The sequence below is a fragment of the Accumulibacter sp. genome (assembly GCF_036625195.1).
Classification (GTDB): Bacteria; Pseudomonadota; Gammaproteobacteria; order Burkholderiales; family Rhodocyclaceae; genus Accumulibacter.
Genome location: NZ_JAZKUG010000001.1, coordinates 1,059,807 through 1,082,748, shown reverse-complemented (window position 1 = coordinate 1,082,748; position 22,942 = coordinate 1,059,807). Strand labels below are relative to the sequence as shown.

General features: G+C 62.1%; 8 protein-coding genes. 2 read left to right on the top strand and 6 right to left on the bottom strand.

Annotated features, from left to right (window positions below; genetic code table 11):
• The first annotated feature begins 6 nt into the window (after positions 1 to 6).
• Both V5B60_RS04670 and V5B60_RS04665 read left to right on the top strand, forming a co-directional pair.
• On the top strand, positions 7 to 1,512 hold the full coding sequence (locus tag V5B60_RS04670) for an efflux transporter outer membrane subunit (RefSeq protein ID WP_022675481.1): 1,506 nt from the start codon (positions 7 to 9) through the stop codon (positions 1,510 to 1,512).
• A gap of 272 nt (positions 1,513 to 1,784) precedes the next feature.
• Positions 1,785 to 2,345: a recombinase family protein gene (locus V5B60_RS04665; protein ID WP_332345865.1), complete on the top strand. Its 561-nt coding sequence runs from the start codon at positions 1,785 to 1,787 to the stop codon at positions 2,343 to 2,345.
• A 75-nt stretch (positions 2,346 to 2,420) separates the two neighbouring features.
• On the opposite strand, the gene V5B60_RS04660 is transcribed toward V5B60_RS04665, so the two are convergent.
• From V5B60_RS04660 to V5B60_RS04635, 6 genes are all read right to left on the bottom strand, one after another.
• Positions 2,421 to 2,876, bottom strand: a complete 456-nt coding sequence (locus V5B60_RS04660; protein ID WP_332345863.1) for a terminase small subunit — start codon at positions 2,874 to 2,876, stop codon at positions 2,421 to 2,423.
• 254 nt (positions 2,877 to 3,130) lie between these two features.
• A complete protein-coding gene (locus tag V5B60_RS04655; protein ID WP_332345861.1) occupies positions 3,131 to 5,233 on the bottom strand; it encodes a UvrD-helicase domain-containing protein in 2,103 nt (700 codons plus the stop codon).
• On the bottom strand, positions 5,230 to 11,571 hold the full coding sequence (locus V5B60_RS04650) for a DEAD/DEAH box helicase (protein WP_332345860.1): 6,342 nt from the start codon (positions 11,569 to 11,571) through the stop codon (positions 5,230 to 5,232). Before V5B60_RS04650 ends, V5B60_RS04655 begins: the two co-directional genes overlap by 4 nt.
• On the bottom strand, positions 11,571 to 16,526 hold the full coding sequence (locus V5B60_RS04645) for an Eco57I restriction-modification methylase domain-containing protein (protein ID WP_332345859.1): 4,956 nt from the start codon (positions 16,524 to 16,526) through the stop codon (positions 11,571 to 11,573). Before V5B60_RS04645 ends, V5B60_RS04650 begins: the two co-directional genes overlap by 1 nt.
• A gap of 33 nt (positions 16,527 to 16,559) precedes the next feature.
• Positions 16,560 to 18,059: a hypothetical protein gene (locus V5B60_RS04640; protein ID WP_332345858.1), complete on the bottom strand. Its 1,500-nt coding sequence runs from the start codon at positions 18,057 to 18,059 to the stop codon at positions 16,560 to 16,562.
• Entirely contained in the window at positions 18,056 to 22,942 is a 4,887-nt protein-coding gene (locus V5B60_RS04635) for an AAA domain-containing protein (RefSeq protein WP_332345857.1), read from the bottom strand. The genes V5B60_RS04640 and V5B60_RS04635 overlap by 4 nt, the downstream gene beginning before the upstream one ends.

The following is a 22,942-nucleotide window of genomic DNA, read 5'->3' as shown; positions in this document are numbered from 1 at the left end:
AATGCAATGAAGAACACCTTAACCTTGCGTGTGCATCGGTCGCTGTGGCTCCTGAGCACGAGCATTCTATTGTCGGCATGTGCAGCCGTTGGCCCTGACTATAAGGCACCGGAGCTTTTGTCTCCGGCCACTTGGTCTTTATGGTCGAGCTCGAGCAAAGAATTGCCCAGGAACGAGGGGATGCAGGGAGCCCCCGAGCATAAGTGGTGGGCTGCATTTCAGGATTCCGTGCTGGACCAGTTGGAAACCCGCGTGCTTGAGTCCAGCCCAGACTTGAAGACTGCAATGCTTCACTATGAACAGGCACGCTCTCAGAGGAGTGTCACTGCTAGCCAGCAAGTCCCCGAAGTCAAACTCCAGGGTGGCGCAATTCGCCAGCGGCAGAGCGAATACGCGGCGGGGGACCGGGTGCTGGACGTAATGGCGCCGAATAATCGGGATGCGGTTGCCAAATCACTATCCGAGCCTTACACCTCCTACCAAGGCGGATTCGATGCGTCTTGGGAAATTGACCTGTGGGGACGTGTGCGCCGAGCGGTTGAGGCTGCTGATGCAGACATCGCCAATTCGTTGGCATTACTTGACCAGACCAGACTCGTCATCTCCAGCGACTTGGCGATGGCCTATATCGACCTGCGCACAACGCAACGCCTGTTGAAATTGACGCGGGACGACATCACGGCCCTGCGCGAGCGGACATCTATGATGGAGTCTAGGAGCAAGCATGGACTCGCCAACGATTTGGACCTTGAGCGCCAGCGGCTGCAACTGGCTGACCTTGAGGCACAGATGCCCCCGCTACTTGAACAGGAGGCACAGTCCAAGAACCGTATTTGCCTGCTTCTCGGGCTGCGCCCCGGTGATTTGGCCAAAGAGCTGGCCGCCGAGAGTGCTCCTGCCGCGGCAATGGTGTTGCCTCAATACAAGCTCGGCGTGCCATCTGAGTTGGCCGGTCGACGCCCTGACATTCGTGCGGCCGAAGCGCGCTTACATCAGGCAACTGCGGCGATAGGCGAAGCCCAGGCCCAGCTTTATCCTAGTGTTCGCCTTGGTCTTCGCTTCGGTTTGGATTCCTACGAAGCTGGCAAGTTTGGTGATTGGGGTAGCCGCTTCTGGTCTATCGGTCCGAGTTTGGATTTGCCGATTTTCGATGGTGGCCGCCGTCGTGCCACCGTGACGCTACGAGAACTGCGCCAGCAGGAAGCTGCTATCGAATTTCAACGGACGGTATTGAGGGCTTGGCAGGAAGTTGACGATGCATTGACGTCCTATGCAGCAGAACAGGAACGGCAACAGCGCCTTCTTGTTAAGGCTCAAAGCAGTGCTGATGTCTATCAGTTGGCACAAGCTCGGGAGCGTGCCGGGTTGGTCGATTACCTCAATGTTATCGACGCCCAGCGTACCGACATTCAAGCAAGGCGTGACGTTGTTGCAAGCCAGGGGCGCACGCAGCTTCGCTTCATTGCAATATACCGAGCACTGGGTGGTGGAGTGGCTGAAACTGCTGACTGATGCTCCGCTTGGGTGGAGGCAGAAACTAAGAAAGCAGCCGTTCAAATGACAGCTTTAGGGCGAAGCCTACTGGCCGCTTGTGGCCGGCAGCAGCCCGTCGTTGCCTGATGGATCCAACCCCTCCGCTGCTATAGTGCAGTCGGCTTCTGACGTTCAGTGCATCCGTCTTCTGAAAACGACAAACTCAGGGCTTCTTCTTCTCAAAAACAATTCTCGAAACTAAATTCTTGAAAGCGTATAATCGTACGGGTTTTGAGAATAGGAGAGACCCAATGCTAATCGGATACGCCCGCGTTTCGACGATCGACCAGAATCTGGACCTGCAGCGGGATGCACTCAACAAGGTCGGCTGCGAGAAGATCTACGAGGATCGGGTCAGCGGTACCCGTGCCGACAGGCCCGGTCTGGAGCGCGCGCTTGAGGATCTCCGCAAGGGTGATACCTTGACCGTCTGGAAGCTGGATCGTTTGGGTCGAAGCGTCAAGAACCTGGTAGACCTCGTCGGTCAGCTTCACAAGCGAGGGGTCCAGTTCCAGAGCCTGACCGACTCAATCGACACCGGCACACCGGCCGGCCGTTTCTTCTTCCACGTCATGGCCTCTTTGGCGGAGATGGAACGTGATCTGATCGTGGAACGTCGTACCCGCGCCGGCCTCGAAGCCGCCAAGGAACACGGACGCACAGGCGGCCGGCCGCGGACGATGACCAGGAGCAAGCTGGAAGCGGCTCGCACGCTGCTGGCAACGGGGACGCCGCCGAAGGATGTAGCAGTCCAGTTGGGTGTGTCGGTACCGACACTCTATCGGCACCTGCCAGCGAACCCTAGAGCGTAGTGGCGCGTTCTCGTTGGCACCTTGGATCTTCGCAGCCATCCGGGTCTGATGGGTGGCAGAATGGTCTCGCCGGCTTCACATATCTCTCCGGTGGAGCCTTTCCTTCAGGGCCTGGCAGAGGGATGCGCTCGCAGCATGGGTCAAGGAGAGTTCCTGGGGGCCGCGATCCTTGCCTGTCTGCTCGATACGCTCGATGTATAACCCAGAGGCCTTGCCCCGCGCTATCTCGGCTTGCACCGCTGCCGAATACTTCTGACCAGCAAGGGCTGCGTCGCGTAGCCGCTGGAGGTCGCTCAGGTGCTGTTCGAGGGTCAGTTGGACCTTTGCCGCAACCGGCGCGCGGAGTTCCTTTATCCTAGCGGCTACCTTTGGGTGTGCCAAGAGCAGAGACGCTTCACGCCAGATTGTGGCGGGAGCCATGTTCTCCGCTTCATAGGCGGCGCGATAGGCAGCGGTCGCATCCCTGTGCTCAACGAATGCGAGCGCGAATGCTTCCTGCTTTCGGGTGAGGGGGCGATCATTGTTTTCCATAGGCATGATCCTACAGCACCCCCGCGTAAGTGTTACTTGTCCTGAGAGAGCCCCCGGCTCTGCCCGAGCTATCGTAGCGGTGTGACCCTTCGGTCTTGATCAGTCACGACGCGTGGCCTCGTGCATCCCCGATGTAGCTCGCCCGCCTAGTTGCTCGACGATCGTCGCAGTCATTTCTTCCGACCGAGCACGGAACTTCGCCACGTCGTCAATGATCGCCCGTGTCATCACCGCGCGGTCAGACCTCCTGCAACTCAATGAGCTGCCCTGGTCAGGACGAATAGATGCCGTTTGGCGCGCGTCGCAGCCACGTGCAGCAGCGATCGCTCAGCCGTCGCCGTCTCACCCGAGACGCCGGCATCCTCGTCGCGCGCGTACAGCTCCGCGTAATTCGTTGCCCCCTTGTACGCAGCGATGATCACCACACCGAACTCAAGTCCTTTGATGCGGTGCATCGTCGCCACACGAACGCCTGAAATGGCTGGGTCATCCGGCGTCGAACGCTCTAGCCGCAGCGTGGCCACTCCCGCCTTCTTCAGGCCAACAACGACGGCGTCGACGTCGTCGTTGGTGCGCGCCGCGATGCACACCTGGCGTGGCTCGATCGAGTCGTCGGCGAGCTGCGTCAGGATTGCTCGAATGTGCTTGACGTCTTCTTGGTGCGACGACGATGCGATCACATCCGGGCGATCGCCGTGAGTCAGAGAGCGATAGCCGCGCAATGTGTCGATATTGCCGTCCAGGTCATCGATCTCACAGCCCTCGAGCTGCGCACAGGCCCAGCGGCGGATCTCGTCTGTCGTCCGGTAATTGACCTTCAGACCTCGGCTCCGTCCCCGAACCTCGATGCCGACTCGGCTGAGCACGATCTTGTGCCGATAGATGCGCTGGTGTGCGTCTCCGACGATGAACAGGTCATTCGCCGCGACCGGTACCGCTGTCCGAATCAACTCGAACGCTGCAGCGCTGATGTCCTGCGCCTCGTCGACGACCATCGCGCGGATGCCCAGTTCAGTTGCTTGTCCAACCAGAAGCCGCCTGGCATCACGAAACGCCTCTTCGGGTTCGCGCAGATTCGCTCCGTGCAACTGGGCACGGTACTCGGCAAATACCGGCCAGATCGCCTTGCGGGTAGCGCGTCCCAACTGCCCGCCTCGCCCGATGCGGCTGGCTCGCATATATTCCTCCGCGGTCTCGCAGCCCTGCGGCAACACGACGCGCTCGTATTCAGCGCGCATGAAGTGCTGTGACAGGTCGGCAGACGCAGGCATCGCCGACATTGCCGCCTGCCAGTAGTTCCGCCTGGCACTCTCGTCGTACAGCAGCTCCGGCTTGTAGCCGAAGCGCCGCAGCACACTGGAAGCCCACTGATCCAGGTTCACCACTTGGATCTTCTGCAATTCCTGGGGCGTGCATAGAAGCCCAAGGTGCTGGCGAATGTCGTCCGAGAGCGTCTTGGTGAACGTCGTAAACACCACGGGCCGACCCGGCAGCGTAGCGAACTGCCGTGCGAGCCTCGCAGTGCGGTGCATGGCCACGACGGTCTTGCCGGTGCCCGCGCCGCCCGTCACCTTGACTGGCCCCGACCATTCCCGCTCGACCAGCTTGCGCTGGCTGGGGTGAAGAAAGACGCGCCAGCGCTCCAGCGGAGCCGCGAGCAGGGCTTCCAAGTCGCTGTCGTCAGTAAGCACGACAAAGTGACGCCTAGTGGTATCTCGATCCAGCGCCGCAACGAAGTCGGCCGGGTCGACCGTCTCGGGCGCGGCTTGATCGGCAACGATCTTCTCGTAGGACTCACCCGCTGCGAACAGGAACAAGGCTTCAAAAGCCTCGTCTGGCAGTTGCTGCTCCAGCGCTTCCAGTTCCTTGTCCGATGCAACGGCGCGCACGGCGGCCAACATCTCGTCCGGCACGCCCAGGCGCCGGATCTCCCGATCCTTCAAGCACGTAAAGATCCCCGTCTCGGCTGCAGGCACGGTGGCGGCTACCGGGTCTTCTGTGGACGCCGCCGCCGTTTCCATGGCATATATCTGGATGCTGCCGACGTCCGGGTGAATCGCCACTCGGTGGCGTCTGGCCCACTGATAGGCGTCGTCGTGCCGGTCGACCCACAGCAGGCAATACACGTTACCCACATCCGGCTTCAGAACGATGCCGCGGATGTTGTCGTTCACCCGCACCGACCGCATGTTCGGGTCACCGGGGTCGCGGATACGCTCGTAGTTGATCCCAGAAGCCGTCGGGTTCTGGCGGAACTTGGCCACAAAGGTCAGCACAGCCTGTTGCTGATCTCGCGGAACTGCGGCGAACGACTTAAGGAAGTCGTCGGACATAGCGATCTTGGGTGCCAGCGTCATGCGTGGGCCTCCGTCAGTTTGTTCTTCAGTTCGATAGGCACCGGACCCTCGGCGGCCGTGAAACACGTCCACCCGGCCGCTGCGAACTTGGCATCGGCGCCAGTCCCCGGCAGCAAGATGGCCAAGCGCTGTGCTTCCCACCCCATCTCAGCCTCGGCGACGATCCGTCCCATCTCGTCCAGCAGCTCGTAGCCGACGATAGGCGCTTGAAGTCCAAGCTCCGCCAGGGCAGTTGCCCATGCCCGCAGATTTCGCAGCACCAGGCCCAGCACCTCCACCCACCCAGGCGGCAGGCCGCTCGGCTGCGCCTGTAGCACCGGGGCGTTCTGCAGCGCTTCCAACCCAGGCATGCCTGCTGCGCCGACCCAAGCAGCCCGTAGCGGCAAGAGCAGGTTCAAGCTCTGCCACAGTTGCTGCCATCGGGTCTGCCGCTCGCCGTCGGGTACAGCGCCTGGCACCCACTCCGCAATCACCACCGGCTCATGTTCTGGCGAGCCGTTACCCTTCATCACCTGAGCCAACTGGTGCGGCTGAATGCCCGCGGCCAGCCGCACCACGGTTCCCATATGCCGTGTCCCAATGCGGTGCTGATGCAAGTCTGTCAGCAGCGCCAGTTCGTCCAGCCGCCGCCAGAACACGCCCTGGCGCATGGCGTCCAATGCGGCCGCGTCGCCCGGCGGCATCACCATGCCGATCGCCAAGCCCGATGCCAGCCTGCGCATGTCGTCGTGACGCCAGTTGCTAAGGCGTTGATGCAGCTGCATGAAGGGCGCCAGCGATTTGAAGCCATTGATGGTGCTCAGCCCCTGCGCTTCGCAGATCTTTTGCACGACGTTCGCGCCGCCTTCGGCCAGCAGTGTCGGCCAGGGCGATGCCGTCAGCGACTCCTTGCCCTGCAGCACGCTGTCGATGTCGTCCCACGTCAGCGTCCAGACCGAGAACTTGCCACTCTTCACCACTGCCATGCGCTTGGCCAGATCGGTGGCAATGGTCTCCTGATGGAACTGCCAGCCGTCCAGGAAAACCGCGATGGGCAAGTCGTCGGCACCGTCATCAGGCCAAAACAAGAAGTCCGGCTTGCACGTGACGACGACGCCATCACCATCGGACAGGTTGACCTGCAGTTCTAACCGCCAACGCCGCCCCTCGGCCTGCAACTGGTAACCCGGCTTGCCCTTGAACAGCACCTCGGTCAGGCCGTAACGCTTGCCCGCGTGCTCGCGCCGCAGGGCTTCGACAAACCGCTTCTCCAGCGTGCTGTCGAACAAGTGATTGCCGGTCTGCACACCCGAGAGGTTGGCGACCGGCTTCAAGGCCGCTTTGTGCTGCATTACTTCGCTCAACAGCTTCTGGGCGATGCGCCGCGAGATGTGTTCTCGGTCGTAGCTGTTGTGATACGCATAGACGCAGTGGTAGCAGCCATCCGCATCGGCATCCTGATTGCACACGCATTCGTTCAATGCCTGCAGCGCAAGCTCAAACACCTCGAGCAGAGGATCGGGCGCGCGCATCAGCTCCTTCAGGTAGCCAGTGCCGCCGGGCACGCTGTCGTAGATCACCAGGTAGCAGCGCGGCACCTCCTGTCCCGCCGCCATGCGGATGTCCAGCGCAATGCGCAGGTGATCCACCGCCCCGCGGAAGCGTCTACTCAGCCCCAGTTCCAGCGCGGCAACGAAGCTCAGCAGCCGCTCCTCGGTGTCGCCGAACCCCACCTCAGGCAGGAACATGCGGATGCCTTCGCTCGCGAACTCGCGATACAGGAATACGCACTGCTGGGTGCTGGCCTCCGGGTTCTTGCGGCGCGAGCAATAGGGCGCGTGGTTGCGGTACAGTTCCTCGGCCTTGCGTCGCCGCTGGATCGTGCCGCACTCGGGGCAGATGCTGAAGCCGGGCCGGTTCATCTCGGCCCCGGCAATCGTCATCGGCGACGCGTCCGGCGTCTGCTCGCCGAAGTTCACTTCGCGGAAGGTCACGCGGTCGAGGAATTCAAAGCCGAACGGGAACTCCGGCTTGTCGATCACGTAAGCCTTGCGCACGGAGTCGGGCGGGCTGTCCACCAGCGCCTGGCGCACGTAGAAGCCACGTTGCCGCTCGTCAGAGTCGTCTGCGATCCGGCTGTCGCGGTCCAGTGTCCGGGCGAACACCGTGGTGAGCTTCAGCATCTCGTGCACGCGCCCGCTGTCGCGCCACATCGTGTCGCCACAGCGCGGGCAGGTCGAGTGGTGGTCGCCCGAAGACAGCGGCTCGGTGTACGCGCACTGCCGGCAGAAACGCCACGGCTCCGGCTTGATCTTCGAGACGTCCACCTGGTTCACCACCACCCTTCGCCCTTCGGCGTAGAAGGTGTTATTGGGGGCAAGTTCGGTGATGGCCGATGCGCTCGGCCGTTCGTATTCAAAAGTCAGCGGGTCTGGCGCGCCACCGCCCGGCTTGGCTTCGCGGACGATGATCGACCGCAGCAACACCCCCTGCTCAGGGAAGGCGTAGTTCGGCAGCAGCCCCTCGTCGGTCAAGACGTTCAGCGTGGCCTTGCCCTCGATGCTGCCGACCAGGCGCGAGAGCGCGGTGCGCTCCTGCATCAGCCGATTCAACTCTTGCTCGTCTTCCTCGCCGCGCACGGCCAGCTCCTGGAGCTTGTCGATCTCCTTGGCGGTGCGCTCGCGCTGGCGCTTCAGCTCATCGACATCTTTCGCGATGCCGTTGAGCCTATCGATGATTTTCCAGCCCAGCGACCCTGGCTGGTCATTGCCGCCATTGATAAACTTCGAGAGCCAGGCTTCCGTGGTCTTGCTCAATGGGTTGCGGTCGCCCTGGTTGAACAGGCGCACAAAGCGGTCCAGCAGTTCCCCCCGGCGTTGCTCCACGAAATTGAGCCACGGGTACGGAAACTTCGACATCGCCTGGCCGCGGATCGCGGTGAACACCGCGCGGATCTCGCCCGGAATCACCGCCGACTTGCCGGATTCGCGCACCCAGCAGTCAAGCGTGAAGGCCGTGAGCTGCCGCTCGAGCACCGCCGACGCGTTCAGGAACACGCCGGGCGTGCCCACGCTGCCGGCCAGCATCTCTTTCGGGTCGCCCCAGAAGTACAGGTCGTGCGGCTTGCTCACCGCCATCGTCATCAGCAGCGCATTGCCGGTGCTGCGGCCCGCGCGGCCGGCACGCTGCACGTAGTTGGCCTGGGCCGGCGGCACCGAACACAACAACGTGGACGACAGGTCGCCGATGTCGATGCCCATCTCCAGCGTCGGCGTCGCAGACAGCACGTTGATGCCGCCCGGTAGCTCGGTGTCGGACTTGAAGTCGCGCTCCACACGCTCGCGCGTCTCGCGCGGGAGCAGGCCGGTGTGCTCGTGCGCCACCACCCGCTGGATCTCGGCGGTGAGGTACAGCTTGCGGTAGAAATCGCCCCAGCCGCCGTCGGAATGCAGCATGCCCTTGCAGCCTGTGCGCCGGCAGGGCTGTTCATCGAAATCTTCAGCCAGGCCCGAAACCACCTCGTTCTGACATGTGGCACAGCGCCACTTCCGGCCGCCCAGTTCCACCTTGTATGCCGAAGGTGCCAGGCCCCAGACATGGATCCCGGGCTTGTCCTGGGCCTGCTCGTTCCCCGCGAGACCTGCGTGCGCGAGAGCGTCAAGCGCCACCCGGTACACGTCGCGCACCACGGGCTCTGCGCCAAGCGCCAGAAGGTTCAGCTCGGGCAGCGCCTTGTAGGCCCAGTCGCGGAATACGCGCGACTCGTCACGCTCGATGCTGATGCACCGGTGGTACTCGGGCACTGTCAAGAATCGCGGCGGCCTCGGGCCTGACAGCATCTTCTCCTGACTCGGGTTCCTTCTATAGGCCTGCGGGTGGCCGCCGATGCGTGCATAGAAGGCCAGGCCTGGGTCACGCCACGCGCCGATGCGCTGCATCTCGCCGATCAGCCCGCGCAGGAAGACGTCGACTTCGCCAGGTTCGGTACCCTTGAGCACGTCCACGTGCTCCAACAACCTCGGCAGCAGCCATGCGGTCGCCGTTGCCAGCGCATCTTCCACGGGCGTTACACAAGCCGTGCCCGTGGCGACCAAGGTGCGGCCCACGTGCGCGTCCTGCCCGAACTCGGCGTTCACCACCCAGGGCAGCACCTGCGCCATCTGCACCGGTACCTGGCTGCCTTCGGGCAGTTGGCCCTGTTCCATCAGCGTGTCCACGTCGCGCATCCAGTGCAGCTGCGGCGGCAGGAAGTTCGCGACGTAGTGCCCATCGCCCAGCGCCGTGCGCCATCGCTGCTCGAAAGCCTTGGGCAGCTCGGCCAACGTCAGCGGCTGGCCGGCTTCGGCCGCCGCAGCGATGGTCTGCGCCAGCGCCGGCCGCAAGTTCAGGCGCCAGGTGCGCGCGGCCAGAAAGCCGGCGCGGTGCGCCGCGTCTTGCACCGAGTCCGAGAACGCGATGAGCTTCTTGTCCTGGTTGAACCGGCTGCTGAACAGCTGGCCCACCATCACTGCCGCAAGGCTCGCCGCCTGCGAGCCAACGATGGTCAGCGTCCTGTGTCCGCCGCAGTAGGGGCAGTCGTGGTGCGACTTGGTGAACTTGGCACCGTTGCGTGTGGCCTCCTTCAGGTTGGCCGTGATGTCAACCGCCAGCAAGGTGTCATGTCCGCAATGCGAACACCCGCGCTGCGTCATCTGGTGCAACGTGCCGCACTTGGGGCACACCTGCTTGCGCTCGAACACGCGGCGATCGACCGCCTCGGTCTTTGGAAACAGGAAGCGCGTCGACACGTCCTCGGCGAAGAAAGCACTGTAAAAGGCGCGCAGGTCCGGCTGCAGCTGGTTCGGGCTGGTCTTGGGCAGCGTGGCTCCCCACCCAGTCGCATGGCAGTCGCGACAGTGGATGACGGGCAGGTGCACGTCGCCCTTATCGGCCCTGCCCAGATCGTCGTGATGCCGGAGCACCGGCTGCGCATCGAGCTTGGCCACCATGCGCCGCAGTTCGCGCAACCAGATCTCCACCTTCACCTGCAGGAAGAAGCCCTGGTGCCCGGGCTTGCGGGCGTGAGCGACCAACGAAAGCAGGCTGGCCAGCCACAGCAGCGTGAACCGCTCGCTGGCCGCTGCTCCCTGCCGCTTGGGCAAGCGCCGGTTCAACAGCGCCAGCAGATCGTCCACAAGGACCGACTTGGGCCCCAGGCGGTCCAGATCTCGCAGCAGGTTCTGGAAGGCGAAGTGGCACTTGAGCCGCTGCCCCAGTTCGCACCGCCAGGCAAAGTCGTGCACCTGCTCAGAAGTGCACGCCTCGCCAAACCAGAGTTCCGCCTGCGCCGCGATATACCGGTGCAGGTCGTTGTAGTCGGCCGGGTCCAGCCTTTCCTCGTCGGCCGGCTGCGGGCTGAGCGTATGTTCCACGACCGCATCGGCCAGGTAGTCGCCCACGGAGATGCGGTCTTCGCCGATCACGGCTTCGGCGTCCAGCGTCTCGCCGAACACGTCGCGCGCATACCCCAGTAACCCCTCTGCGCCGCCATCGCCCAAGGTGGCCGAGGTACCCACACACACCAGCTGCCCGGGAGCCGCGCTCAGCCGCCCTTTCAGGCGCCGGATCAGGCAAGCGAGGTCGGTGCCCTGGGCACCATCGAAGGTGTGCAGCTCGTCCACAACCAGGTAGCGCAGGGTGTCCGGCCGCTGCTGTGCCCAAAGCGGCGCATCGGCTGCGCGCATCAGCAGGAAGTCCAACATCTTGTAGTTGGTCAACAAGATGTCAGGTGGGTTCGCGCGCAGCACGTTGCGGTCGGTGATCAGCGAGAAGGTGTCGCCATCGAGCTGCTGCACGGCATCGGACTCCACCTCCGGCGCGTCGCCCACGTAGAGACCGGCCCGAATGCCCTGCAGGGCCGGCGTCGTGACGATGGTCTTGGCGAGCCGGCCTGCCTGGTCCGAGGCCAGCGCGTTCATTGGATAAAGGATGAGCGCCTTGATGCCCGGCTGGCCCCTCGCCTTGGCCTGGCGGCAATGCTCGAGGATCGGGTAGAGAAATGCCTCTGTCTTGCCGGAGCCCGTGCCCGTGGCAACCAGCGTGGATTGCGCCGCTTCGCCGGTCAGACGCGCGAAGGCCTTGGTCTGGTGGGCATGGGGATGGAAGCTGTCCGGCAGCCATGGGTACGCCGGCTTGTCCTGTTTGGCCCCGGCCCGAAACGGCAGCGGCACCGTCAGGTATGGGCCCTTGAACGTGTTGTCGCGCTCAGCAAGGAAACGCTCGAGCAGCCCAATGAAGCCGGGTGTGGTGGACGGAAACGCGGTGCGCAGGAAGTCGGCGACGCCCTGCGTCACCTGTTGGGCGACGACCAGGGGCTGCATCAGGCGGCCTCACTCACTGTTGTGGACTTCGCGCGTTGCTCGAAGTGCGCCCAGGCGACACGGAAGTCGGCCTCGCGGTCGGCCAGCGCGAAGGGGGCAACGTATTGGATGGTGCGGTCTTCCGGGCCGCCGGACAGCGTGTCGTCGCGCACGGGGCGCATGATCACCGTGCCGTCGGGCACCTGGGGCTGGCCATCCTTGGGCTGCACGTCGTCCCAGCCCAGGCGGCGGGCTTCGGTGCGGCCATCGGGGTAGCGCAGTGTGCAGTTCTGATCGGTGCGGCCAGCCTTTCGCGGTAGGCCTACACCCACCAGGCCCTTGCTGGCGGTGAAGACGATGCGGCCGCGGGTGTCGTACCAGGTGTCGCGCTCGTACTGGCGCATCACGGGGAACTGCACGCGGTAGATGGTGAGCAGCTCGTCCAGCGTCAGGCCCAGCGCCTGAGCGGCCAGCACGTCGATCTCGACCAGGGCTTGGCGCCGGGCGTAGTCGGTGCGCAGGCCGCAGTCGCGGTGCCAGGCCGGGGTGAGGCGTGTGAAGAAGTCGGCCGGAAGACGCGGGCTCTTGTTGGACCAGACGTCGCGGAAGAACACGTCACTCCAACTGCGTTGCCACAAGGGCGCGTAGTGGACCGTCAAGCAATTCAGTGCCAGTGCTCGCAAGTGCAGGGCTCGGCGCTGCGGCGCGTTCTCACCCAGCGTCGGCAGCTGGCTGATCAGCGTCGAATTCGCATGGCCCATGCCCGTGCTCTTGACGCGAAAGTCGACCAGGAGCGATAGCGTCATCGCGTGATAGCTGAGCAGGTCCGCGTCGGACTTGAACGCGGTCGCCAGCACCGTGTTGATGTGCGCGCTTCCAGGTGGTGCGATGACCGTGACCAGCGTCCGTTCGCCGGGCGGCGTGATCATCTCGCGGTTGACGTGACGGAAGAATGCGGTCACGGGCGAGCCGGCGCCGGCTGGCGATGCACTCCAGGGCACGCGTGGCGCACGGGCCGCGTAGGCAACTTCGTCGCAAGCCGGCGCGTAGTTACTCCGAGGCAGGTAATCATCCGGCACCACTTCCAGATCGATCACGTCGTAGTGGCTGTTCTGCGTGCACACCGCGCGCGGCGTCTTGTTCAACGGGTTGCCGACGAAGAAGTGCGGGCCGGAGAGGATGAATTCGGCGGGCGAGGCGACGAAGCCGGTTTGGCGGCGGATGGTGCCGTCGCGCTGGGCGCCGGTCTCGTGCCACATCTCGAGCGTGAAGTAGTCTTCCTTCAGGTCGCCCAGCCGTCGCGGTACGCGGGCGAACTTCTCCAGCACCGAAACCAGCTCCCGGCTGTGCACAGCCGGCAGGCGGGCCTGAAAGGCGGGCGTGCCCGGGGTGTCGTAGAGCTTGGCGAAGGTGCCCAGCAGCGCCTCGTCCACCTCAATCAGGCGACTGGCGTGGCCGTCGGTGCTCCAGCCGCCTTCGTCGCGCTTGATGCCAGGCGTGGCACCGCCGCCGGCATGCATCAGGCTGGCATCCACAGTCGCCGGTGCGAAGACGTTGGCCATGTGCCGGAAGCGGACTTGCGCCAGCGGCGGGCCGTAGAGGTTGATGCTGAACTTGGTGTTGTGGTGCACCTCGGCGAACAGCGTTAGCTGGTTTTCGAACTGGTAGTGCGCCCGCAACCGCGGATACGCCGCCGCCCGCAACTCGCCGCCCTTGGGGTCGTCGTACACCCCTTCCGGGTGCAGCAGGCCCTGCACCCCGCCACCCACGCGCCAAACCACCGGCAGGAAGCACTTGTAGAGGTTGCTCTGCTGACCCTTGAGCAGCGGGTAGTTCTGCAGCGCGTTCAGGAAGCCGGCCAGCGCCTCGGTGGCCAAGCACTCGCCAACGTAGTCAGCCCGCGCCGCCGGCGCGGCGGCGAACACGGCCTCGCGCTGGTCGGCGGTTTCCTTTGCGCTCAGCCGGCGGATGGCAAAGCGCGGGTCAAAGTCCGACAACAAGGCCTGCTCGTTCCACTCGACCTTGATCCATGGTGGGTTGCCCAGCACCAGGTCGAAGCCGCCCCGGGACTTGAACTGGTCGGCGAACTCCAATTCCCAGTGGTGGAAGTGCTGTCCGGCCGCCACTTGCTTTGCCACCCGCAGCGTGGGCAGCGCGACGACCAGCGCGTCGATGTCCACCTGGCCATATCGGTCGCGCTCGGGCGTGAAGTCCAGCGTTGACTGCGGGATGGTCTCAGGGAAGAAGTCGGTTGACGGTGGAACCTCGGCAAAACTCGCATTCCCCAGCAGCACCGTCTCCAGAACGAACCACCACTCCTCACGGGTCGGGAGGTGCCCTGCTTGGTCCAAGGGCCAGAACCAAAGTGCGCACCACGCGTCCAGCACTACCTTCAGCCGCCGGTAAGGCGAGGCGTTCTTCACCTGCTCCGAAAGCATCTCGCGCTGGAACGTCGCATCCTTCTGCGCCGTGCTGGTGGGTGCGCGGTTCGCGGCCGGGTCGGGCCACACATGCAGTTCGTCGCTGGTCGCCTTGCGAACACGCGCAAGCTCCGTGGCGTGCTGTCGCCATAGCGCCTCGGCGGCGACGGTCAGCGCCTTGACGCGTCGGATCTCGTCGGAAGTCAGCGGTGCCATGAAGTCGGAGCGCCAGCGCTTGAGCTTCTCGAATGCAGCGGGCTCCAGCGCCTTGACCACCTTATCAGTGCAGGTGGCCATGCCGTCGGCAGGCAGCAGGAAATGAAAGATCTCGTCCTCGGCTGGTGAGGCCGTCATCGCCACGGCGCGGGGCACGGCAACACGCCAGTCCCGTTCCGCGATGCCCTTCTCGCCCCTGCCAGGGCTGAGCTGCGCCACTGAGAACACGTCGCGCCGCGCGCCCACCAGTGAGTTACCGTTCTGCAGCTGCATGCCGAACCAGGGAACATGACTGCCCTTGAAGATGGCGTTCAGCCACAGCGACACCTCGGCCAGTTCCACGGCCACTGGGTTCAGGTCCACGCCGTACACGTTCGTGTCGGCGATGTACATCTTCACCCGCTGCTTCTCCTCGGTGTACTGCTCGTGTGGGATGGTCTGGCCCAGCTCCCTTTGCTTATTCGTAAGGTAGGCTACGGACAGCTGGTTGATGGCTTCGTTCAGGAACGCGGCGCTGCCCATCGCCGGCTCGCACACGGTGAGCTTGAGGATGTCGTCCGCCGTCTTGCAGCTGGGCAGTAGTTCCTTGAGCGCGTGCTCGACCAGGCACTTGGTCAGCACCTCGGGCGTGTAGTACGAGGCTGACTTTTCGCGCGCCCGCCCGGCCAGGCGATAAATAAACGTGCCGCGCTTGTAGAGACGCGGCTCGCCGCCGAACAGGCGCTCGGCGTCGGTGTACTGGCTAATCTTGCTGGTGGGCACAAAGTAGGCCGCGTCCAGCGGGTCGACCTCGGCGTCCTTCTTCTTCTCGGCGGCGCTGGACGCCTCGGACTCGGCGTCCTCGCCGTCACCCTCGTCGCCGCCCTCCGTGTCTGGCGTCTCGCCCTCGGCTTCGTCCGAAGCCGGCTTGTCCTTCTTTCGCTTGGGGTCCGGCCGCACCTCGTAGAGGTCTTCCTCGGCGAAGAAGCCGCGGAACGAGAGCAGTGACTCGTATACCGCACCCAGCTGGTTAATGCCCAGCGTGCCGAAGCTGATGCGGCCACGGCGCTGCTTGCCGGTGCCGCGCGACAACGACATCAACTCGATCACGCGCTGCAGCACGCGATTGCGCAGCTTGACGCTGCCCAGCAGCGGCGTCTGCTTGGGGTCGAACAGATGCCCCTGCAGCGGGGCGATGGTGAAGCCGGTCTCCAGCACGTGATCGGCACCGCCCAGCAGTTCGCCCTGATGGCCGCCTTGGGTATTGCGCTTGGGGAAGCCTTCCCAGATGAGCGAGAAGAGCTGCTTCAGGCTTTCGTGAAAGTAGGTTCCGTCCTGCGCCTCGGGCGTGGTCAGCGGTGTCTGCTCCAACTCGCGCAAGTGCTCGAGGCTGTAGCCCTTTAGGTAGGCCTCGGCACCGATTGGCGCGTAGCCCAGCTCCGGCCGGGCCTCGATGTAGAAGAGGAACAGCATCCGGTACATGTAGCGCAGGCACTCGCGGCTGAGCTGCATGGCCAGGTCGATGTCGTTGCGCTCGTACACCTTCTCCTTGGCCACCTCACGCTTGTAGCGGATGGCCTCGTTGCCGATCAGCTCGATGCACTCGCGCAGGGCGTACTTCAGGTCGGTGGAGACCTCGAACGCGTGCTTGTGGGAGCTGTCGTCCAGGCTGTCCAGCAGCGCCGTGCCGCCGGCCGGCGGCAGCACCGATTCCGCACCGGCAAGCGCGGCCATGGCGCGGAACTGGCGGTCGTCGCGCGGGCCGAACAGCTCGGGCAGGTTGAAGCGCAGCAGTGCCTTGCGGCCCCATTTGCTGCGCTCGATGAGCAGCCATTGCTCGTGGTGAACCAGCAGCACCCAACGCGGCGGCGTGTCGTCGGCGAACAGACTCTTGGTGAGCGCTTCTTCCCAATCGGCCTTGCTCGCCTTGCCCTCGGGCAACAGGGGGTTGAGCTGCAACGGGCTGGCATCCTCATCACCCGGCGGCGCAATGGCCGCGGCGACTACCAGCAGCGGGTGAAGCTTGGCGTCGCGGTACACCGCCAGCACGGGCAAGCCACCATCGGCCAGGTCCAGGGTCTGAGGCGCGGTCTCGTAGCCCAGCGCCTGCAGCAGCGGCTGAACCAGATCGATGAACAGCGCCGGGCGATCCGCGGCCTTGCGTTCGCCGATGAAACGGTCTCGCGCGCGGAAGTAGCTGGCCCCGGCCGCGGACCGCAACCGCGCCACCGTGCTGTTGGCGCCTTGCTCCTTCCACCGGTCGAACAGCGGCTTGAGGTCGCTCTTCTCGGCGACCTCGTCCAGGTAATGCTGGCTGTAGAACTCGTTCGCGTTCTCCAGGCCGTTGATCACAAAGCTCATGGTGGTCGTTCTTTCTTGCTCCAAGCGAACTGGTCAACCCGCTGCATCGTCAGCTTCGAATGCACCGGCACTCCCTCGGAGGTCGCTGTAGTTCAGGAATCCGCAAGCGTCGATGAACTTCTGCCGTTCATGCCGCTGCTGGTTTTTCGTGTTCAACCGACCGCCATAGGCGTTGCCGCCAACGATGGAATGAAGCAACTTGTGCACACGCTCCACATGCTTGGGAAGCGAGGAAAGAAACCCAACTGGGGCCCACAGCCCTGGACTACCGGGCAACGCCAGGTGAAAGAGTGCTGCCGCGAAGCCTGTCGGATAGAGGAAGAGTTCAAGCCGGCCCCCGAAGCCGGTGTTACCGGTGGTGGCTGGACGATAGGCATGGAACTGACCTGAATCCACGCCGCGGAACTGATTCGAGACGACTTGCTCCTGTCCTTTTTCGGTGCCTATAAATACAAACAGATCGTCGATTGATTTCCCTCGGAGCATATCCTGGATGGCGGTTGTCGCCCGCTGGAAAGCCTCGCCGCGACCCCATAAGTAGTGGTCTGGCGCTAGCCAAGCGGCCGACGTACAAAGAAAACGAAATCGTTGTTCGCTACGCCTTGCCTTGATCCGGTTTGTCACCTGCTCTAGGTTATGCTCTAGGTATAGGTTGCCAAAGATTGGGCGGAGCCCTTTGGGGGCCAATACCTCTCCCGCATTCAAGTCCTTGGCGAATTTGTGAATGTCGAAACGATGGCCAGTGGCGAAGGAGGCAAGCCAGGACGCGTCGAACGTGTCAATAAAGTTCTCGATGTGGGCATTGCCGACGGTCAACGCGTTGGGTATCGCAGTGCTGACAGTCTCGTGGAATGCTCTAACCAACTCGGGAGCCGCTCTTTCCTCGAACCATGGGGGCCCTCTGCGCTCGACCTGCTCCTGCTCAACGAGAGAGAACGCGACAGGAATAGGTAGGTATCCCCTGCGTTTGCTGGAGATGTCTTCCACTGAGTACACACTTATGGCATCTCGCCGCAAATCATCGTTCAACCTGGCAATCTCGTGGAAGCGCTTGTAATAGGCAGCTTTCGCGCACTCAACGCTGTTGCCTAAGACCTCGTCTGAAACGTCGAGACGGTAGCTGTTCTCATTGAGCAAGCCGATGCTGCGTGTGCTGAGTGGAGAAAACGACAAGAGGTCGAAGATAACCGAATCTCGGCGTGGCTCTACTTTAGTGAAACGTGGATAGTCGTCGTTGGATGATTCTTCAAAGCGCTCGTTTGCATAGCCGCTAAGGTGCAGGTCCTCGCCAGAAACCTCGACGAGCCCCTGTCTCGTCAACGATTCAACGACAGCCAATACCTCTGGATCAGTGAAGCCAAAGTAGTTTCTCAAACCGGAGAGCGTGACAGACCCGCAGATGCGGAGCAACCGCAGCACGTACTCCGTCACCACCGGAAGTCGTTCATCTCTGGTGATGTAAGCGTCGACTCGATAGCTCTCGACTGGCAGGCCGAATGTGACCTTATTGAACTCGAAACTATGCGTGGTCATTGAAGTAACTCCTTGGCGGACAGAACTTCCGCTCGCCCTTCTTGCTGCATGCTTTGCACTTTCGCGAATACGGCCCCAAGCGGTAGCTGTGCATTTCGGCCCGCCCACATGCGGCTAGCGCCGACAACGAATAGGCGATCCATAGCACGTGAGAGCGCCACGTTGATACGGTTGGGTACACGAAGGAAGCCGGGTTTTAGCGCAGCGTTGTTGCGCACAGTGGAGAGAATGACGATACGGTTCTCTTTTCCCTGGTAGCTATCGACTGTGTCGATCTTGACCAGGCGACGGAGGTCACCTAGCCAGCTTGCCTCGGATTTCATGCGGTTCAGAACGTCTCGCTGCCGGCTGTACATGCAGATGATTCCAATGGCAGGCTCGCTCGGCTGGAGTTCGTTGCGCACTTCTTCCATGAAGTCATCACACTCGATTATCTGGCGCAGAAGTCTCATGACAACACGAGCCTCGGTGTCATTCCAGCGCTGGTCACCTGCCTTTGTCGACTGCTCGAAGCCACTCGGTCCAAGGGGCGACGTGTCGACCCAAGTGACTTGCTGCCTCATGTGATCCGGAAGTTTGTCGTAGTAGGCGGAAGGCGCAGCGCGCCCGGTTTCAAGTCGGCCGTCATAGAAGCAGTCTGAGACCAGCTTGCCGATGTCGGGCGCCATCCGATACTGCTTGAGCAGCGACGCTCCAACAGTCTTGCCATATGCAGACTCGTAGATTCGCTCGAAGTCGCTTCCGAAAGCGGGAGACTCATCACCAACACTGAAACGGCTCTTAATGATGTCTCTGACTTCCTCAGAGAAGGTCGGTGGTAGTTGTTTGTGATCACCGACCAAGAGAATCCGGTGACCGGTCTGCATCGCGACAGCCAGTTCACTAGGTGCCGCCCTACCCGCCTCGTCAATGACGACCCAATCGTACAGGTTCTGGACCACGCCTGAAGCTCTGTGTCCGATCCCGACAAGGGTCCCTGCCACAACAGTCCTCGACTTGGCGAGAAACTCCGCAAAATTTGCCTCTGGTGAACCGAGAGAAGCAAGCCAGTCCTCCGACAAACGAATCAGCTTCCCTAGCCGCTGGACTGCGTCGGGCGAGTGAATCTCGTACTGCTCTACGAATTGCTGCTCAAGCTTAGAGAGCGTCTGGTCGGGCGTCGCCTCGCACGAGGCTTCGTAGACATCGCGACAAATATCCTCAAACGTGGATGTGAGGGCACGCACGCGAGCCTCAAGTTCACCCTGATCTTCACCGCTGCTGTTGGACTGAAGCTCCCTTGTGAGCTCGTTGATACGATTCGCGAGCCCTCCCAATCGATGCCAGAGTTCAATGAATGAATTAGCGAAATCTTCCGGTAGCCCCATCGCTTTGGCGAGTTCTATGGTCCGCGGCTTTTTCTCCGCTTTGAACTGTTCTCGGTAGCTGTACTCGATTGACGAGCTGTGCAGGTGGCGGATGGCGTCGGATGCCGCCGATTCGCTTCCGAGCCGAACAGCATCGAACTGAAGACCCTTCGAGCGGCAGAGCTCCAGGCTCTTCTCGAGTGCATTGTTGACTGCTTCGTGGGACTGGCTGACCAGAAGAATTCTTCGTGCCTGCTCCTTTGTCATCAGGTAGTGCAAGAGTGATGCAATGAACCAGGTTTTCCCGGTGCCCGGGGGACCTTGCAGAAGGCTTATCGGGCCGTTACCGACAACTCGCCGGAACGCTTCCCGTTGGCTCTCATTGAGCTTCTTGTCACCTTCCGCGTACTCTTCAAGGTCGATATCACTTGGGGGTCGATAGGTTGTTGGCTGGTGGTCATGGCCGGCTAAAGGGTCGAAATACTCAATCAGACCGGGAATGACCGCCCTGTCACTGAGCACGCGTTGGACCGCCAGGCTGCGACGAGTGAAGGACGCCTTCTCCAGCGTTCCTCGCAAGCGCAACTTGTCACCAATGCGCAAGTTGGTCTTGGAACTGAGGTCCTGGATGGCCAGTTCAGCCCGTTCACCAAAAGTGGTATCTCGCAAGCTCAGGTAACCGCAGTTGCGCCAGTTGCCGTCATTCCCGCGAACCTCAACAATGACGGTCTCCGCGTCGCTGTAGTCGATGACCCCACTGTCTACCTGATACGGAACTAACGTCTGGTTCCGTTCATAGGGACTGTGCCGGTGCTCACCAGAAACTGTCAGGCTGGGCAGCGCGTCCTCTTCGGCGTCAAGGAGTACACGCCAGAGATCGGAGACTGCAATCGGTAGTAGCGCACGGGCGCTGGGCAGGTCTTCGATTGGCCTTCTAGCGGCTCCCGGCGCTGGCTCTGAGATTCTTGTGATGTCAACTCGTTGCTCGGTCAGTACACGAATCTTGTTTTGTACCTCCGGAATCCCCAGAAGTTGTTGAACCAGATCGCTCACATCACCGACAGAACCATCTTTCAGGGTAACCAGCGAAGTGATAACGGCATCGTGCATGGTCTGCGAGCGCATCAACTGGACTTGCGTGATGTTCTCGGCACGGATGTTCGTAGCCTTCTCCTCCTGCAGACTCCAGTCGAAAGTGAGTTGACGCCCGACCGCAGTTAGTCGGAAGAACACGCAGCCTTTCGCTTTCTTAGAGTCTTCGACTTTGACGTGCAAGCGGCCGTTGTCGAGGTACATCGGACCTTGAGGCACAGAGCGGAAGGCCAAGTTCGGCACAGTGACCGTCACTGATACCGTCTCCTGCTCCGGTGATCTAAGCGCCACAGCCAGCGCCCGCTGCAGCGGTTCAAGTGCAGAAGCCGCGTGCTCCGTCAGCAGCCGGGAGAGTTGGTCGTAGACCTTCGGGATCGAGTATGGCCCCTGAGGTTGAGCCTGGTTACCGCCGAGCATTTCACAGATGACAGCTGCCAGACCGTAGCGATCGCGCTCCACGGGCGACATGGTCTTGTACTCAGGGGGAAGGTAAGCCGTGGTGTAGGCATCCCCCGGCGCATGCTCAAAGTCCAGTGCATCGATAAGCACAGACTGACTGCTCGAGACAACGATCACATTGCCTGGATGTACGTCGCCATGCGGAAGTTCGAGAGCATGCAGGCGCACGATGACATCAACCAAGGCCCGGGCAACGCGGAGCCGCGCTTCGAGGTCGGGCGTCGACGCGAGCCACTCGTACAGAGTCTGGCCATCTACCCACTCGCGCACCAGCAAGAGGTTCTTGCGGCTGAGCCCGAAGTCGACGATGCGTGGAAGGCCAGGAATGGCGCATCCACGTAGTGTTCTAGCGCGCTCAACGAACGCCAGCAGACGGATGGAATCGTCCTGTCGTAGTGGGTCCGGCTCCACCCCATTCCAGCATTTGACAGCCAAGTCGTGCTGATCTGTCTTCGAACGAAAGAATAGTACGTCGTCGTCATCGCGGAGAACGTCAGTCTCTTCGTAGTCCCGAAGCTTGCTGACCGCCTTGAACGCCTCAAACCGCGTCAGGTCGATGATTTGGTGGCTCTCGCTCGACGTAGCGGCATTGACCGCTTCAAGCATAGCCCTGGCGTTCTCGAACCGCTGCAACGGGTTGCTCGCAAGCGCTTTTGAGAGGACAGCGTCGAATGCCCCTTCGAATTGGTCGTCAGCTCGCGACGCCCACTCATGGACGTTGTTGACTCGAGGAGGACGAGCGCCATACAAGATGAGATAGCAGATCACCCCAAGAAGGAAGATATCCCGCCTGTACGGTGTTGACTCACTTGCAGTGCCTACGTCTTCAGGAAGGTTAGACCGATCAACTCGGATCTGCTCCCGGAACGTACCAACCGTCTTCATTGACGGATAGTAGGCCGCGGGGAAGCCCGTCACCACAACCCGCGCGGGACGCTCAATCCAAAGGCAATGGTCGCCAACGTCGCGGTGCGCGACGCTCAAGTCGTGAAGATCCGCGAACCGGCTCAGAAGAGCCTTCACGAGACGAACGCGTTCATCCGGGTCTAGCTTGGGGAGGGCGCTGTTAGAGAATTCAGTCAACCTCGCAAGTTTCGAAGGCAGCGAGTAAAGCTCCTCGAAGTTGAACGTGACGTCCTTGGCGTCCTTCCGGCCGATAGGTCGCAACAGAGATGCGCCAAGCTCCGGGTTTCGGTCAGACACGTACTCGTAGATGCGCTGTTCCCTGAGACCCAGGAAAGCGCGGTCACCCTCGCCGATAAGCGTCATCCCAAGAGCACCGAAGTTCCACCTGCGCAGTAGCGCTAACTGGTCCGGGTCGTCCTTTGCCTGCGCCCGAAACTCCGAATACAGGCCCTTGGGGTGCTCCCAAATGGCAACGTCGCCTGGACGGAAGCCTTGCACCAAGTAGTCGCGCGGCTTGAAATCGTTCCCGCAGAAGAAACGGTCGTAGGCGCCTAGATTCGCAAGCACGTTGAATCGCGGGGCCCAAGGAAGCGACTTCTTGTACTTGTCTTGGTCAACCCACTCCAACAGTTCGTAGAGGTAAAGAACCGCTTGGTCGTCGTCGCCCATCTCCAGTTCTTCAACGCCGTCCTGTATCACCACAAACGAGTTCACAAACGGCGTCTTGTCGTTGCCAAGCTTTTGCTTCATCAAGTTGGCAAGCTTTTTGGCCTTCAGATTCACAATCGATACTGGGGACTCTCCGCGATCCTCGCCGTCCAAGAACCAGTTCTCACCCACCTTCTTGAGGTTCTTGCCATGCCAGTTCTTGAGCTCGATGACGACGACGTTAGTGTGGGTGACCAGAACAAGGTCGAAATCGTCGTCTCCGCTGCCTCGCCCTCCACGGGCCAATTTGAACGATGCATAGCCTCGCCAGCGTGATGAGAACTGTGATTCGTTGAAAGCCTTGTGTATTCTTTGGTGCGCGTCAATTTCTGCGGCAGGTACGCCGGACTTCTTGATCAGACGGATTTCCAA